At 36.6% G+C, this 16,153-nt stretch carries 14 protein-coding genes; 6 read left to right on the top strand and 8 right to left on the bottom strand.

Features of this window, described 5'->3' with window-relative positions:
* The first annotated feature begins 11 nt into the window (after positions 1-11).
* The 3 genes from ACIEHO_RS14340 (at position 12) to ACIEHO_RS14330 (ending at position 1,319) form a co-directional block, all read left to right on the top strand.
* Complete coding sequence (locus tag ACIEHO_RS14340; protein WP_406972929.1) at positions 12-716, top strand: DUF4197 domain-containing protein; 705 nt, start codon at positions 12-14, stop codon at positions 714-716.
* Positions 717-895: 179 nt separating this feature from the next.
* On the top strand, positions 896-1,093 hold the full coding sequence (locus ACIEHO_RS14335) for a Lacal_2735 family protein (RefSeq protein ID WP_406972927.1): 198 nt from the start codon (positions 896-898) through the stop codon (positions 1,091-1,093).
* A gap of 76 nt (positions 1,094-1,169) precedes the next feature.
* Positions 1,170-1,319, top strand: a complete 150-nt coding sequence (locus tag ACIEHO_RS14330; RefSeq protein ID WP_406972925.1) for a hypothetical protein — start codon at positions 1,170-1,172, stop codon at positions 1,317-1,319.
* Here the strand turns inward: ACIEHO_RS14330 and pyrF are convergent.
* Positions 1,312-2,127 (bottom strand): orotidine-5'-phosphate decarboxylase, encoded by an 816-nt coding sequence (pyrF, locus tag ACIEHO_RS14325; RefSeq protein ID WP_406972923.1) that lies wholly within the window; start codon positions 2,125-2,127, stop codon positions 1,312-1,314. The genes ACIEHO_RS14330 and pyrF overlap by 8 nt on opposite strands.
* 17 nt (positions 2,128-2,144) lie before the next feature.
* Complete coding sequence (gene prfA, locus ACIEHO_RS14320; RefSeq protein WP_406972921.1) at positions 2,145-3,221, bottom strand: peptide chain release factor 1; 1,077 nt, start codon at positions 3,219-3,221, stop codon at positions 2,145-2,147.
* Positions 3,222-3,713: 492 nt separating this feature from the next.
* Between prfA and ACIEHO_RS14315 the strand changes: the two genes are divergently transcribed.
* Together ACIEHO_RS14315 and ACIEHO_RS14310 are read left to right on the top strand one after the other, a co-directional pair.
* On the top strand, positions 3,714-3,890 hold the full coding sequence (locus tag ACIEHO_RS14315; protein ID WP_406972919.1) for an ATP-binding cassette domain-containing protein: 177 nt from the start codon (positions 3,714-3,716) through the stop codon (positions 3,888-3,890).
* Between the two features lie 198 nt (positions 3,891-4,088).
* The gene (locus ACIEHO_RS14310; RefSeq protein WP_406972917.1) at positions 4,089-4,280 is read left to right on the top strand and encodes a hypothetical protein; all 192 of its coding nucleotides are present in this window, start codon (positions 4,089-4,091) and stop codon (positions 4,278-4,280) included.
* A gap of 53 nt (positions 4,281-4,333) precedes the next feature.
* Here ACIEHO_RS14310 and ACIEHO_RS14305 read toward each other — a convergent pair whose 3' ends face one another.
* From ACIEHO_RS14305 to ACIEHO_RS14290, 4 genes are all read right to left on the bottom strand, one after another.
* Positions 4,334-6,889, bottom strand: coding sequence for an adenosylcobalamin-dependent ribonucleoside-diphosphate reductase (locus ACIEHO_RS14305; RefSeq protein ID WP_406972915.1), 2,556 nt, complete (start codon positions 6,887-6,889; stop codon positions 4,334-4,336).
* Positions 6,890-7,072: 183 nt separating this feature from the next.
* Entirely contained in the window at positions 7,073-8,035 is a 963-nt protein-coding gene (locus tag ACIEHO_RS14300; protein ID WP_406972913.1) for a DUF3078 domain-containing protein, read from the bottom strand.
* 71 nt (positions 8,036-8,106) lie between these two features.
* Complete coding sequence (locus ACIEHO_RS14295; RefSeq protein WP_406972911.1) at positions 8,107-9,285, bottom strand: AIR synthase related protein; 1,179 nt, start codon at positions 9,283-9,285, stop codon at positions 8,107-8,109.
* 86 nt (positions 9,286-9,371) lie between these two features.
* Positions 9,372-11,558: a glutamine synthetase III family protein gene (locus ACIEHO_RS14290; RefSeq protein WP_406972909.1), complete on the bottom strand. Its 2,187-nt coding sequence runs from the start codon at positions 11,556-11,558 to the stop codon at positions 9,372-9,374.
* A 279-nt stretch (positions 11,559-11,837) separates the two neighbouring features.
* Between ACIEHO_RS14290 and ACIEHO_RS14285 the strand changes: the two genes are divergently transcribed.
* The gene (locus ACIEHO_RS14285; RefSeq protein WP_406972907.1) at positions 11,838-12,860 is read left to right on the top strand and encodes a glutamine synthetase beta-grasp domain-containing protein; all 1,023 of its coding nucleotides are present in this window, start codon (positions 11,838-11,840) and stop codon (positions 12,858-12,860) included.
* A 112-nt stretch (positions 12,861-12,972) separates the two neighbouring features.
* Here ACIEHO_RS14285 and ACIEHO_RS14280 read toward each other — a convergent pair whose 3' ends face one another.
* Together ACIEHO_RS14280 and ACIEHO_RS14275 are read right to left on the bottom strand one after the other, a co-directional pair.
* The gene (locus ACIEHO_RS14280; protein WP_406972905.1) at positions 12,973-15,381 is read right to left on the bottom strand and encodes a sodium-translocating pyrophosphatase; all 2,409 of its coding nucleotides are present in this window, start codon (positions 15,379-15,381) and stop codon (positions 12,973-12,975) included.
* Between the two features lie 121 nt (positions 15,382-15,502).
* Positions 15,503-16,036: an inorganic diphosphatase gene (locus ACIEHO_RS14275; RefSeq protein ID WP_406972903.1), complete on the bottom strand. Its 534-nt coding sequence runs from the start codon at positions 16,034-16,036 to the stop codon at positions 15,503-15,505.
* Positions 16,037-16,153 lie beyond the last annotated feature (117 nt).

Raw genomic sequence — 16,153 nt, 5'->3', positions numbered from 1 at the left:
ACCCAAATACTATGATACGTAAATTTTTAGCATTCATTTTCATTTTAAATTTAACGGCCTGTGCCGAGCTACAACAAGTAGTTAACCAATTACCGCAAGGAGAAACTATAGGAAATGACCAAATCGCCTCTGGACTTAGGCAAGCTTTAGACTTTGGTATAGACAAACAAGTTACCAAACTTACCCAAACCGATGGTTTTTATAAAAACGACTTGGTTAAAATTCTTTTACCGGATGAATTACAAAAAGTAGACAAAACACTTCGAGACATTGGGCTTAGTAAATTAGCAGATGAAGGGCTAAAAGTACTCAACAGAGCTGCAGAAGATGCTGTAAAAGAAGCCACTCCTATTTTTATTGATGCGGTTAAAGGTATTACGTTTGCCGATGCCAAAAATATACTGCTAGGAAATGATAACGCCGCTACGCAATATTTAACTTCGAAAACGCAAACAGCACTTTATAACAAATTCAATCCGGTAATTAAAAACTCATTTAGTAAAGTGGGTGCCGATGATATTTGGAACAACTTAATTACTAAATACAACAACATCCCTTTTACAAATGATGTAAACCCTGATTTAACTGATTATGTAACAGGGGAAGCTCTAGAAGGTGTTTTTACCATGATTTCAGTTGAAGAAAAAGAAATAAGAACAAAACTGTCTTCTAGAACAACCGATTTATTACGAAAAGTTTTCGCTTTACAAGATTAATATTTATATCAAAATTTCAACACTTAGCCAGATACTTTTGTATTTGGCTTTTTGCATTCCCAAAAGCCCTTTAAACTGATAACTGATCCGTTTTTTGTTTATCGAATGATAAAGGAGCTGTTCTGTTTTTAAATCCGAACTAAATAATGTATATTTAAGTACTTGTTAACCAACTATTAATGAAAAGATTTGACCAAATAAAAAGTCGTCAAGACAAATTAAAGAAACAGTACAAATCTTTGGTTGAACAAGCCTATAATTTAAGACAAACAGATTCTGCTTTAAGCGATATTTCAGAATACAAAGCCATCAAACTTCTCAATAAATTAAATAAGCTCAAATACTTTTACCGCGACGAGAAAAAAACGGCTGTTTGATTTTTATCAATTCCTTAACACTGTAATAACATCTAAATAAGGGTTTTATACGTATTTTGTATATAAAAGGAACATTATGAATACACATTTTTGCAAAGTGGGCAAAATTAAACCCAACCTCAACAAGCTAGTTAGCTTAAAGGATTTAGAAAACCGAATCTCCAATTTTGTTGACGATGCCACCAAGGTTGAATACTCAAAAGATTTTAGGGGTGCGTCTATTTAGATAATATAATCTGCATTTCTTTTTGAAGTTCTTCTGCTTTATTTGCCGCAGCCTGGGCGAATTCTGCACTATCAGAAGCGTAAATAATACCCCTTGACGAATTAATGAGCAAACCAATATTTTTGTTCATACCGTATTTGCACACGTCTTGCAAGTTACCACCTTGGGCACCAACCCCAGGAACCAGCAAAAAGCTATCGGGTATAATTTGTCTGATATCGGCCAAATACTCCGCTTTTGTAGCACCAACAACATACATTAAGTTTTGGGCATTTTGCCATGTTTTTGAAGTTTCCAAAACATATTTGTACAGCTCCTTGTTTTCAATGGTTTTGGTTTGAAAATCGAAGGCCCCTTCATTGGATGTTAATGCCAATAAAATAGTATGCTTATTTTCAAAAGCTAAAAAAGGCTCAACCGAATCCTTTCCCATATACGGAGCCACAGTAACCGAATCGAAGGCTAAATCTTCTAAAAACGCTTTCGCATACATGGTACTTGTATTGCCTATATCACCACGCTTGGCATCGGCAATGGTAAAAATTTCTGGATATCTTTCGTTAATGTAATTAATCGTTTGTTCGAGTGCTTTCCAGCCTTTTAAACCATAAGCTTCGTAAAACGCCGTATTGGGTTTATAGGCTACACACAAATGGTGCGTAGCATCTATAATGGCTTTATTAAACGCAAAAATAGGGTCCTCTTCTTTTAAAAGATGTTGAGGGATTTTATTTAAATCGACATCCAGACCAATACATAGAAAGGATTTTTTTTTCTGGATTTGGTTTACTAATTCGGCTGTGGTCACTTGATCTGTTTTTTCATTCAGTTGGTATCGTCACCAGCCTTTAACTTTTCAGTATTTTCAGCTAATTGCAACTCATCTATTATTTTTTGAATATCACCATTTACAATATTTTGCAAATCGTAAAGCGTCAACCCAATTCTGTGGTCGGTTACACGACCTTGCGGATAATTGTAGGTTCTAATTTTTGCGCTCCTGTCACCACTGCTTACCATACTTCCACGCTTTGCCGCATCTTCTTCCTGCTTTTTGGCCAACTCTAAATCGTATAAGCGCGAACGCAATACCTTAAAAGCCTTTTCTTTATTTTTATGCTGCGATTTTTGATCTTGGCACTGCGCCACTAAACCCGTTGGCTCATGTGTTAAACGTACGGCCGAATAGGTAGTGTTTACCGACTGCCCACCTGGACCTGACGAACAGAAATAATCAATTCGTACATCTTTCGGGTTTATTTCCACATCAAACTCTTCGGCTTCCGGAAACACCATAACGGTCGCGGCACTGGTATGTACACGGCCTTGGGTCTCGGTTTGTGGCACACGTTGTACACGGTGTACACCAGCTTCAAATTTTAGGGTTCCATAAACATCATCACCCGAAACCTCAAACTGAATTTCTTTAAAACCACCATTGGTACCTTCACTAAAATCTACCGTATCAACACGCCAACCTTTGCCTTCACAATATTTAGTATACATTCTAAATAAATCTCCTGCAAATATACTAGCCTCATCACCACCTGTTCCAGCACGTAATTCTACTACAGCGTTTTTAGTATCCTCAGGATCTTTAGGTATTAAAAGTACTTTTATTTCTTCTTCCAATTTCGGGATTCCTTCTTTAGCCTCGTCGTATTGCATTTTGGCCATTTCAACCATTTCTGGGTCACTGCCGTCGGCAATTATTTCTTCGGCCTCAGCTAAATTATTGGTCAGTTCGATGTATTGCTCACGCTTGTCCATCAAGATTCTCAAATCTTTGTACTCCCTATTCAAATCCACATAACGCTTCTGGTCTGAAATAATATCGGGCTGGATAATTAAATCGCTAACCTCATCAAAACGTTGTTTTACTATTTGTAATTTCTCTAACATCTGCCTTTTTTATTGGGAACCAAAAATACGATAATTTATCAATTTACCATGCTCGCAAAGCCGCGTTATACACGATTGCTAAAATAATCTTTGCGCTTAGAGCGTTATGGTACTTACCTATGCAACAATTATTTTCCATATACGTTTTTTACAGGCCTTTTATTATTTGGTCGTTAGGTATCAATACCGTGCTTTCTTTTTTGAAGTTTGATATTATACCTATAATTATAGTAAAGCTTTTATTGGTCAATCTTTTATGGTATTTAATGAATGAAACCTCTGCTAAACGCAAACTATTGTTTTACAAAAACTTAGGATTTTCATCATTCAAATTGTTTTCTTTATTGTTTATAATTGACATCGTTTTTTCTTTACCTTTCCTTTTAATCTTGAAAGAATTCGTATGACGATCGAAATCGATAATGTTGAACTTTCCTTTAAAGAAAAACGCATTTTAAGTGGCATATATCTGAAATAGGAAAGGTTACGGGTATGCTTGGAAGTAATGGCTGCGGAAAAAGTTGTTTACTGAATATTATATTTGGAACCCTCAAACCAAAATACAAACTTATACGAATAAACGGCAAACCCATTTTAAAGCCTTTATACCAAAAAAAATGGCAGGATATTTACCCCAAAACAATTTTATACCGCAGAGTTATAAATTAAAAAAAATCTTTAACCTTTTTAATATATCATGGTGCGACTTTACCAACATTTTTAAAAACTTTAAAGTTTATAAAACACAAAATTTCAACACATTACCGGGAGGAGAACGTCGCCTTGTTGAAACATATATTGTTTTAAAAATGAATAGAGGAATAGTGCTTTTAGATGAACCGTTTTCTCATTTAGAACCTCTGTATATTGAAAAAAATAAATCAAATTATAAAAGAAGAGAAAAAGTATAAAGCTATTATTATAACCGACCACATGTACCGTCATATAATTGGTATATCGGATAACATTTATTTATTAAAAAACGGTAGTTCAAAAAAAGTCAATGATTTGAAAGAGCTTGAAGATTACAAATATGTTAGTTTTGGCACTTTTGATTAAATAAAAAAAGAAGCCTTTTGGGCTTCCTTTTTTATGCTGGATTTAACTGTAGTTTATCCACATTTAGAAGACCCGCAATCCTTACAGGTTAAGCAACCTTCCTGATAAATTAAATTTTCAGATTTGCAATTTTCGCACCTCTGACCTTTGGCTTGAGTACCGTCTTCAACATAACGTTTTAAGGCACGAACTACACCATTCTTCCATGTATTAATAGATTCGCTGTCGAGCTGCAAACTGTTTATTAAATCAACAATTTTATCAATAGGCATTCCGTGTCGCAACGTACTTGAAATCAACTTAGCGTAATTCCAAAATTCTGGATTGAACTTATGGGACAGTCCTTCAATAGTGGTTTTATAACCTCTTTTGTTCTCATATTGAAAATCGTAACGTTTGGTACCATCTTCATTTCGATGTTTTATAATGAGTCCGTTATTCGCCCAACGCGGAATTAAAATACCATCTTCATCATCAGCCAAACCTGTAAATATTTCATAGGGTTTATCATCTATCAAACCAATAAAAGCAATCCATTTTTCTTTGTTATTTTGAAAACGAACCACATCAGCCTCTAACACTTGAGGACGCTTTGTTGGGAAAGTTGTCAATGTATCTTCAGATGTTTCTTCCTTTTTATCATCATTGGAAATCAAAACCCCTGACCTTGATCCATCTCTATAAACCGTTACACCTTTACAACCTACTTCCCAAGCCTTTAGGTACAATTCACCAACCAAATCTTCCGAAACATCGTTTGGCAAATTGATGGTAACACTAATGGAATGATCCACCCACTTTTGGATGGCTCCTTGCATACTTACCTTACTCAACCAATCCACATCGTTGGATGTTGCTTTATAATATGGCGATTTTTTTATCAGCGCATTAATATCTTCCTGCGAATAATTTTTGGAGGTATCAATGTTGTTTACTTCCATCCACTGTTTAAATCGGTGATGGAATACCACATATTCTTCCCAAGAATCTCCTACCTCATCAATAAAATCTACACGTACATCTTTGTCGTTAGGATTTACTTTTCTTCTTCGCTTATAAACGGGCATAAAAACAGGCTCAATTCCCGATGTCGTTTGTGTCATCAAACTTGTAGTCCCTGTTGGCGCGATGGTTAGTAGCGCAATATTTCTACGACCATATTCCATCATTTCGTAATACAACTGGCTATCGGCATCTTTTAACCTATTAATAAACGGATTGTCCTTTTCGCGTTTCGTATCAAAAATCGTAAATGGGCCACGCTCTTTTGCTAAATGTATAGAAGCACGATAAGCTTCGATAGCAATAGTTTTATGAACTTCCAAAGAAAACGCATTACCTGCTTTACTTCCATACTGAATACCAAGCGCGGCCAACATATCGCCTTCACCCGTTATGCCAACTCCCGTTCTACGTCCTTCTTGAGCCTTTTTTTGAATATTTAACCACAAATTACGTTCGGTCGATTTAACTTCATCCAATTCAGGGTCTTCATCAATCTTTTTTAGGATTTTATCAATTTTTTCTAATTCCAAATCGATAATATCGTCCATAATACGTTGTGCTGCAGCCACATGTTTTTTAAACAGTTCGAAATTAAAGGCAGCCTTTTCGGTAAACGGGTTTTCTACATAAGAAAACAAGTTGATGGCCAAAAGCCTACAAGAGTCGTATGGACATAAGGGTATTTCACCACATGGATTGGTTGACACTGTTTTATAACCTAAATCTGCATAGCAATCTGGAACCGACTCATTGATTATGGTATCCCAAAACAAAATACCGGGTTCGGCTGACTTCCATGCATTATGCACTATTTTTTTCCAAAGTGATGTGGCATCGACACTTTTTGAAACTTTCGGATTATCACTAAACACAGGATATTTTTGTACATACTCACCACCGTCTTTAACAGCTTTCATAAAATGGTCATCAATCCTAACAGAAACGTTGGCTCCAGTTACTTTTCCTTGTTCTAATTTGGCATTGATAAAATCTTCAGAATCTGGATGATTAATTGAAACCGAAAGCATTAATGCACCACGTCTTCCATCTTGTGCCACCTCGCGCGTTGAATTTGAATAGCGCTCCATAAAGGGTACAATCCCCGTTGATGTTAAAGCTGAATTTTTTACAGCAGAACCTTTTGGACGAATATGCGACAAATCGTGCCCTACACCCCCACGGCGTTTCATAAGCTGAACTTGCTCTTGGTCAATTTTCATGATGCCACCGTAAGAATCTGAATCTCCGGCGTTGCCAATTACAAAACAGTTTGAAAGGGAAGCAATTTGAAACGGATTACCAATTCCTGCCATTGGACTGCCCTGTGGCACAATGTATTTAAAATCTTTAATTAGATTGAACACATCATCCTCAGATAGCGGATTGGCGTATTTAGTCTCAACACGCGCAATTTCTTTAGCGATACGTCTGTGCATATCGTTAGGGGTAAGCTCATAAATATTTCCTTCTGAATCTTTAAGTGCATATTTGTTTAACCAAACACGCGCCGCTAAATCATCATTATTAAAATATTCCAGACTAGCGTTAAACGCTTCTTCTTGTGTGAAAATTTTAAGTGAAGTTTTGGCAAGTTCTGCTTTCATTAGTAAACTATATATTTTTAGATTAATTAAGGTTATAAATTAACCATAAATATACAATTTAAAACATGACAAAAATCATAAAGTTTTCAACTAAAAACCAAAAACCAACTGATTTACAGTGTTTTAAAAATTTATCAACATTAAAAAGTTAACAAATTTTTCAAATTAATTTGAAAAATAATTTCAAAAATCTACAGCAAAACCAACGCCTAAAAACTGTTTCCACTGTACTTTGGCACCAGCTTCATCAAACTCACCTTCTTCGGTTTGCGATGGTACTTGGGTTTTTATATCGTCATCGTACCTAAGATGCGACCCCAAAGTAGCCCTTACAAATTGATTGACTTTAAAATCGAAATCCAAACGCCAGTCAATATCAACATTTCCAAAATTATTAACATAATCTGAATAAAGGCTCATTTGGTTTTTTACGGTAATATTTTCAATCACCTCCATTTCATAACTATTGGTGAGCAAAATCCCTACTTCCCGCCTTATACGATCACCGGGAACAATTACATTTCCCTCAGCATCTAAAACGGCTGGCGTCACCCCAAAGGAACCTGCATTGGCCAAATCTTCATCCAAAACAAATGTGGCTTTTAAGGTTAATGGTGAAAAATACAAGGACACCTTCTCTATATGCTTTCCGTATTCCATACCCCCACCAAAAAAGAGATACCCGGGAGCCATCAACCTAGATATAGGTTCATCAGTATTTGGGTATTTGTAACCATTTGTCAATTGTGTCCTAAAATTAAGCCTTGCAGAATAAAACCAATTGGATTTGGTATCAGGCCTATAACCTAGATTAGAATTTATTTCGAACAGATCATCAGTTTTTCTAAGCTCTCTCGCCTCCTGTTTATTAATTCCATATTGAATTCTAGCTTCATTTCGCCAAGCAAAAAACTTATCGGAGTAATTGGCCGAAGAGACAAAACCTAATAGCCCAGAAATAGAATTGGTACCACCAGAATTCCAGTTAAAAAAAGCAACTTCGCTTAAATCTAAAGAAGCTTTATTCTCTTGAACCCATTGTGGGCCAGAATATTTTTCTTCAACTTTTTTAATAAATAAAGAATCGGGTTGAGCAAAAGCAAAATGAAAACTAAAGCACACTAATGCTAATAGCGTATATTTCATGATTTGTTGGTTCGTTTTAAAAGTTTACATTCTCATCAACAACCATTCCATTTTATAAAAAATAAGAATAATTAATAGTTAAACTCTCCAAACTCAGATTTTATTGTAAGCTTTTTGGATTTTGATGCTTCTACCTTACCAATAATTTTTGCATCTACATTAAAGGACTTAGAAATTTCTATAATCTCTTCAGCTATTTTGGGTGTCACATAAAGTTCCATTCTATGGCCACAGTTAAAGACTTGATACATCTCTTTCCAGTCGGTTTTTGATTGTTCCTGTATCAATTTAAACAATGGCGGAACAGGAAACATATTGTCCTTTATTATATGAAGTTCGTCAACAAAATGAAGGATTTTAGTTTGAGCCCCTCCAGAACAATGCACCATACCGTGAATGGTATCACTATTAAATTCCGATAATATTTTTTTTATGATTGGTGCATAAGTCCTTGTTGGTGACAATACCAGTTTTCCTGCATCAATAGGTGAATCCTCAACAGCATCGGTTAATTTTACAGCTCCCGAATACACTAAATTCTCAGGTACAGCTGCGTCAAAACTTTCTGGATATCTTTCTGCTAAATATTTACTGAAAACATCGTGTCGAGCAGAGGTAAGCCCATTGCTGCCCATACCGCCATTATATTCTTTTTCATAGTTAGCCTGCCCAAAACTTTCAAGACCAACAATAACATCGCCTGGCTTTATATTGGCATTATCTATAACATTGCTCCGTTTCATTCGCGCGGTAACGGTAGAATCCACTATTATAGTTCTAACCAAATCACCTACATCAGCCGTTTCGCCTCCAGTGGAATGTATGGTTACACCGAAGCTTTTTAGTTCTGAAATCAACTCTTCGGTACCGTTTATAATAGCCGAAATAACTTCACCGGGAATAAGGTTTTTATTTCTCCCAATGGTTGAAGACAGCATGATATTATCTGTTGCCCCCACACAAAGTAAGTCGTCAATATTCATTATCAATGCATCTTGCGCAATACCTTTCCAAACTGACACATCGCCAGTTTCCTTCCAATACATATAGGCCAAAGAAGATTTGGTTCCTGCACCATCGGCATGCATAATCAAGCAATAATCATCATCATTTGTTAGATAATCTGGCACTATTTTACAAAATGCCTTTGGAAATAAACCTTTATCTATATTTTTAATCGCACTGTGAACATCTTCTTTTGATGCTGATACTCCGCGTTGCGCGTAACGTTTTGAAACCTCTTGACTCATAACTTTGTATTGTGGTGCAAAGGTAGTTTTTTGAATGAAAAAATCCTGCTTTTTTAGGGCAGGATTTTTTTTGAGTGATTAAAAACTTATCTCGTAAATAGTAGTTCTCGGTACTTAGCCAAAGGCCAAAGTTCGTCGTCTACCAAAAGTTCCAATTTATCGCAGTGATATCGTATATCTTCAAACAAGGCTTTCACCTTGTTACAATAGGCAAAAGCTCTTTTCTCGTCATCGAGAATAGCGTTGGCTTTTCTACGTTCATCAATCATTTTTGTTACCTGGGTATTGATTCCTTCAATGTGATTTGAAATCTCTTCAATCAATTTCACCTGTTCTTTTGAAACCGTATCAAACTTCTTATCGAAAATACTTTTTAGCCCCCTTACGTTTTCAATCAATATGTTTTGATATTTTACCGCGGTTGGAACAATATGATTTCTTGCAATATCACCCAAAACCCTACTTTCAATTTGAATATGCTTTATATACGCTTCGATTTCAATTTCATAACGTGCCTCGGTTTCAATTTTACTCATTACCTTCATTTCCTCAAACAATTTAATAGTTTGCTCAGAAATTTTGGCTTTAAGGGCTTCAGGCGTGGTCTTATTGTTACTAAGTCCGCGTTTTTTTGCTTCCTTCTCCCATTCCTTTCCGTACCCGTTACCTTCAAACAGAATGGCTTTTGTGGATTTTATATATTCTCTCAGAACATTGAAAACGGCTTCATCTTTTTTTAGTCCTTTTTTATCAATAAGCGCATCAACTTCAACTTTAAAGTCAGTTAATTGCTTGGCTACAATCGTATTTAAAACAGTCATCGGGTCACCACAATTAGCTGTTGAACCTACCGCTCTAAACTCAAACTTGTTACCTGTAAATGCAAATGGCGAGGTTCTGTTTCTATCCGTATTATCAAGCAGAACGTCGGGTATTTTCCCAACCACATTAAGTTTAAGTTCTGTTTTTTCTTTTGGCGACAACTTTCCTTTTGTCACGCCTTCAAGCTCCTCCAAAACCTTAGTTAGCTGTTCACCAATAAATACCGACATTATAGCCGGTGGTGCTTCGTTTGCACCTAACCTATGGTCATTACTTGCAGATGCCACGGCCGCACGTAAAAGTGCTTCGTGCTTATAAACGGCCTTAATGGTATTGATAAAAAAGGTTAAAAACTGTAGGTTACTCATAGGTGTTTTACCTGGAGCTAATAAATTGACACCCGTATCAGTAGAAAGCGACCAGTTATTATGCTTACCCGAACCATTGATGCCTGCAAACGGTTTTTCGTGCAATAGCACCTTAAAATTATGACGCGAGGCGACACGCCCCATAATGTCCATGAGTAAAGAATTATGATCTACAGCCAGGTTGGCTTCCTCAAAAATGGGCGCTAGCTCAAATTGATTAGGAGCCACCTCATTATGCCGGGTTTTAACTGGAATGCCCAAAAGCATACAATCGTTTTCTAAATCACGCATAAAATTTAGGGCCCTTCTTGGGATTGACCCAAAGTAGTGATCGTCCAATTGTTGGCCTTTAGCGGCTGAATGCCCCAATAAAGTTCTTCCGGTTAAATTGATATCAGGACGGCTTGTTGCCAACATTTTGTCAATTAAAAAATACTCTTGCTCCCACCCCAAAGATGAGCTTACTTTTTTCACGTTTTTATCGAAATATTTACACACATCTGTTGCGGCAACATCAACCGCTTGTAACGCCCTTAGTAATGGCGTTTTATAATCTAGGGCTTCCCCAGTATAAGCCACAAATATGGTTGGAATACAAAGCGTGGTTCCATAAATAAATGCCGGCGACGTAGGATCCCAAGCAGTATAACCCCTTGCCTCAAAAGTATTACGGATACCTCCACTTGGGAAACTAGAAGCATCGGGCTCCTGCTGAACCAATTGTCCGCCTCCAAATTTCTCAATGGCAAGGCCATCTCCAGTAGTTTCGAAAAAAGCATCGTGTTTCTCGGCAGTTGCTCCAGTTAGAGGCTGAAACCAATGCGTGTAATGCGTCACCCCTTTGGAAAGTGCCCAATCTTTCATTGAAGACGCCACTTGATTGGCTATACTTCTATTAATCTTTTTGCCGAAGCTTACGGCATTCGTAACACCCTCAAAAGCATCTCTAGTAAGGTATTGGCGCATAGTCCGTTCATTAAAAACATTTTTGCCAAATAGTTCGGACCGACGTTCTTTTTCAATAAACACCACAGGTTTATGGGCAAAAGATTCTTTTAAAGCGTGAAATCTTAATGTTGACATTCTATATTTTTAATTAAATGATTCAAAATGAATTATTAAGCAAAAATAAAACAGCAGGAGTAATAATACCACTAACTTTTGAAAATTGTTGTTAACATTTTTTCAATATTTAAATAAAATAATCATCTTTTTTTAAAATAATCCTTAAAAAAATAGGGTATAAATAAAAATAACTCACCAATTAATTAAAACACCCCTATAAAATTCATAGTGCATCTGATAAATTATATATTTGTTTCGCAAAAATTATTATTTCATTCTTAAAAATAAATATTTATTATGGCAAAAATCAAGTTAGAATATATTTGGTTAGACGGATATTTCCCTACCCAAAATATGAGGAGTAAAACTAAAGTAGAAGATCATGAAGATTTCAAGGGAACTCTTGAAGAAATAGGAAACTGGTCGTTCGACGGGTCTTCTACAAGGCAGGCCATTGGAGGTTCTTCAGATTGTGTCTTAAAACCAGTTGCTATTTATCCTGACCCAGAGCGTGTTAATGGATATCTAGTAATGACAGAAGTTATGAATCCTGACGGAACGCCGCATGAATCTAACGGTAGAGCTACTATTGATGATGAAGATGATGATTTCTGGTTTGGTTTTGAGCAAGAGTATTTTATAATGGATACTAAAACGGAATTACCTTTAGGTTTCCCTAGAGGAGGATACCCTGCACCACAAGGTATGTACTACTGTTCTGTTGGTGGTTTAAACACTCACGGACGTGATTTAGTTGAAGAACATGCTGATTTATGCATTGATACCGGATTAAACTTTGAAGGTATTAACCAAGAGGTAGCTTGCGGACAATGGGAATACCAATTATTTGCCAAAGGCGCAAAACAAGCAGGTGATGAAATCTGGATTTCTAGATATTTACTAGACCGATTAACTGAAAAATATGGTTACTACATTGAGTACCATCCAAAACCATTAGGTAGAGATTTGGATTGGAATGGTTCTGGTATGCACGCCAACTTCTCTAACACATTGTTGAGAACTTGTGGAGATAAAGCGACTTACGAAAAAGTTTGTGAAGCATTCCGCCCTGTTGTAAAAGAGCACATTGAAGTTTACGGTGAGTTTAACGATCAACGATTAACTGGTGATCACGAAACACAATCTATCGATGCGTTCTCTTATGGTGTATCTGACCGTGGAGCTTCAATCCGTATTCCAATTGCAACTGTAGAAAGAGGCTACAAAGGATGGTTGGAAGATAGACGTCCAGCTTCAAACGGTGACCCATACAAAATCGCCGCTAGAATTATTAAAACTGTTAAATCTGCAAAGATTTAATTATAATATAAGTTTTGTTCATAAAAAAGGCTATCACTCTAAATGTGATAGCCTTTTTTTATTTTCAGTGTCATCCTACAAATTTAGTTGACAAGGTAAATTATAACAAAAATTAATTTGTGAAACTGGTGTTTTCTTGAGCTTTCTTTAGAACTTTTTGAACTTTTACTTCACTTAGTTCGTCACTATTAAGAGCTTCAATTTTAGTTTTCACCTCCTCTTCTAAACCTTCAAACGTTTCATATACTACTGATTCCTCACCGTTTTTTGTAGTTGTGGTAGTAACCACAGCTTTAACAGTTCCGTCTTCATTTTTATTCATTTTCACTTCAACTTCTTTCGTAACTTCAATCTGTTCCAATTGAACATCCTCAGAAACATAAGCTGTTACAACATCCGATGATAAAGCAATACTTGGTGCAATAACCAATGCCACAACAGACATTAACTTTAACAATATATTTAATGAAGGTCCTGAAGTATCTTTAAACGGATCTCCAACAGTATCTCCAACCACAGCAGCTTTATGCGCCTCAGTTCCTTTTCTACCTTGCTCTTCTATTGTTTTTTTCGCATTATCCCACGCTCCTCCTGCATTAGATTGAAAAATAGCCATAAGTACACCACAAGTGGTTACACCTGCAAGCAAACCTCCTAACATTTCTGCACCACCAATAAAACCAACAGCCACAGGAACGGCGATGGCCAACAACCCTGGCAATACCATTTCCTTAATTGATGCTTGAGTTGAAATGGCAACACATTTATCATACTCAGCTACTCCGTCAGCTGCGTCAAATATTTTTCTATCGGCTTCTGAAGCCTTCGTCATATCTGAGTCATACTTACGCATCACCTCTAAAGCGGCTTTTAACTGTGGGATATCTCTAAACTGACGACGCACTTCTTCAATCATAGCCATTGCTGCACGACCAACTGCATTCATTGATAACGCCGAAAATACAAAAGGCAACATTCCTCCTACTAGTAATCCAGCCATAATATCGGGCCGCGACACATCAATAGTTTCTACACCGGCAGTTTCCATAAATGCTGCAAACAAGGCTAAAGCTGTTAAAGCAGCAGATGCAATGGCAAAACCTTTTCCAATAGCTGCAGTTGTATTACCAACGGCATCCAATTTATCGGTGCGCTCACGTACCTCACTTGGCAATTCTGCCATTTCAGCAATACCTCCAGCATTATCTGAAATTGGTCCATAAGCATCAACAGCCAATTGTATTCCTGTATTAGCTAACATCCCTACGGCTGCAATTGCAATACCATATAAACCTGCAAAATGATGTGATACCAAAATAGCGGCTGCAATTAATAAGATGGGAATCATGGTAGACATCATTCCTGTTCCTAATCCAGCAATAATATTGGTTGCTGCACCAGTTTCAGATTGTCTTACAATAGCATTTACCGGCTTAGTTCCTGTGCCTGTATAATACTCAGTAACTTTACCTACCAGCAAACCAGCTATTAACCCTGCAATCGTAGCCCAAAATACGCCCATAGCTCCATACTCAACACCTTTAAATGTGTAACTTTCTGGAATAAATTCATTAATAATAAAATAAGACGCTACAACCATTAAGGCTGCTGATCCAAATTCTCCAATATTCAATGCTCTGTGTGGGGAACCACCATCTTTCACTTTTACGAAAAAGGTTCCGATAATAGACATAATAATTCCTACAGCAGCCAATACCAACGGTAAATAAACTGCTCCAAGACCATTAAAATCTTCCGTAGCAATCAACGCTCCCAATACCATTGTTCCGATTATAGAGCCTACATAAGATTCAAATAAATCGGCTCCCATACCTGCAACATCTCCTACGTTATCACCTACGTTATCGGCAATAGTTGCCGGGTTTAAAGGGTGATCTTCAGGAATTCCTGCTTCAACTTTACCAACCAAATCGGCTCCCACATCTGCAGCTTTCGTATAAATACCACCACCAACACGTGCAAACAATGCAATGGATGATGCTCCAAGAGAAAAACCAGAAAGCACATTAAGCACTTCGTTAATGCCCCATCCCATTTCGCTATAAATCATAAACAATCCACTTAAGCCAAGCACGCCAAGACCAACAACACCCAAGCCCATTACAGCCCCTCCTGCGAAAGCCACTTCTAAAGCTTTTCCTAGAGATGTTCTTGCAGCACTTGTCGTGCGCACATTAGCTTTTGTGGCTACTTTCATTCCTATAAAGCCAGCCAAAGCAGAACAAATAGCCCCAACAACAAAAGATATAGCCACCATTCCATTAGACCCTTCCTCAGAGTTGCCTTTAAAAAATAACAAGATGGCAACTGCTATAACAAAGATTGATAATATTTTGTACTCTGCCTTTAAAAATGACATTGCACCATCAGCAATATTTTTAGCGATTCTTATCATTTTTTCGTCGCCTTGGTCCTGCTTAGAGACCCATGAACTTTTAATTAAAACAAACGCCAGTGCCAAAACACCAAATAGCGGTAAAAACTTTACTATTAATTCCATATTACATTAGTTGGTTTATATTTTTAATGGGGCTAAAAATAGAAAAATATAAGTGATAAAAAAAGCCATCTTAAATTTAAGATGGCTTAATATAATTTTAATTTTTTATGAATATGATAATCTAGATAGTAAAGGTCCTTTTTTTCTTATGTTCGCTTTCTTCATAGCGCTTTACACATTCGTGATAAATTTTAACGGCAGCTTCTGCATTACCCCAACCTCCTGTATCTACTTTTTTCTTTTCTAAATCTTTGTAAACTTGAAAAAAATGCTCAATTTCCTTTAATCTGTGCGGGTTTAAATCCATGATATCACCTTTCTTACTCCAAATTGGGTCAGAAACAGGTACACATATTACTTTTTCATCTGGGCCTTTTTCGTCGGTCATGTAAAACACGCCTATCGGTCTTACCTCCATAACCACCATAGGGTATGTTGGCTGGTGACCCAAAACCAAAACATCCAATGGATCTTGGTCTAAAGCCAATGTTTCTGGAATAAAACCATAATCCCCAGGATACATCATTGACGAAAACAACATACGATCAAACCTGATTTTGTGCAAGGTAAAATCATACTCATATTTGTTTCTACTTCCTTTTGGTATTTCTATCAGTACATCAAAAGTTACTGGTTTTTCCTTTTTATCGCTCATTTTATCATAATTTTTATCCTTCAAAAAAGAAGAATAAGATTCATTCTTAAAGGTGCAAATGTAAAGAACGCATATCCTTAAAGCAACTAAAACGAATGGTTTTATAAGTTTTTTAAG

It is taken from the genome of Flavisericum labens, assembly GCF_045446075.1.
Lineage (GTDB): Bacteria > Bacteroidota > Bacteroidia > Flavobacteriales > Flavobacteriaceae > Flavisericum > Flavisericum labens.
This window is presented reverse-complemented; position numbering and strand designations above follow the sequence as displayed.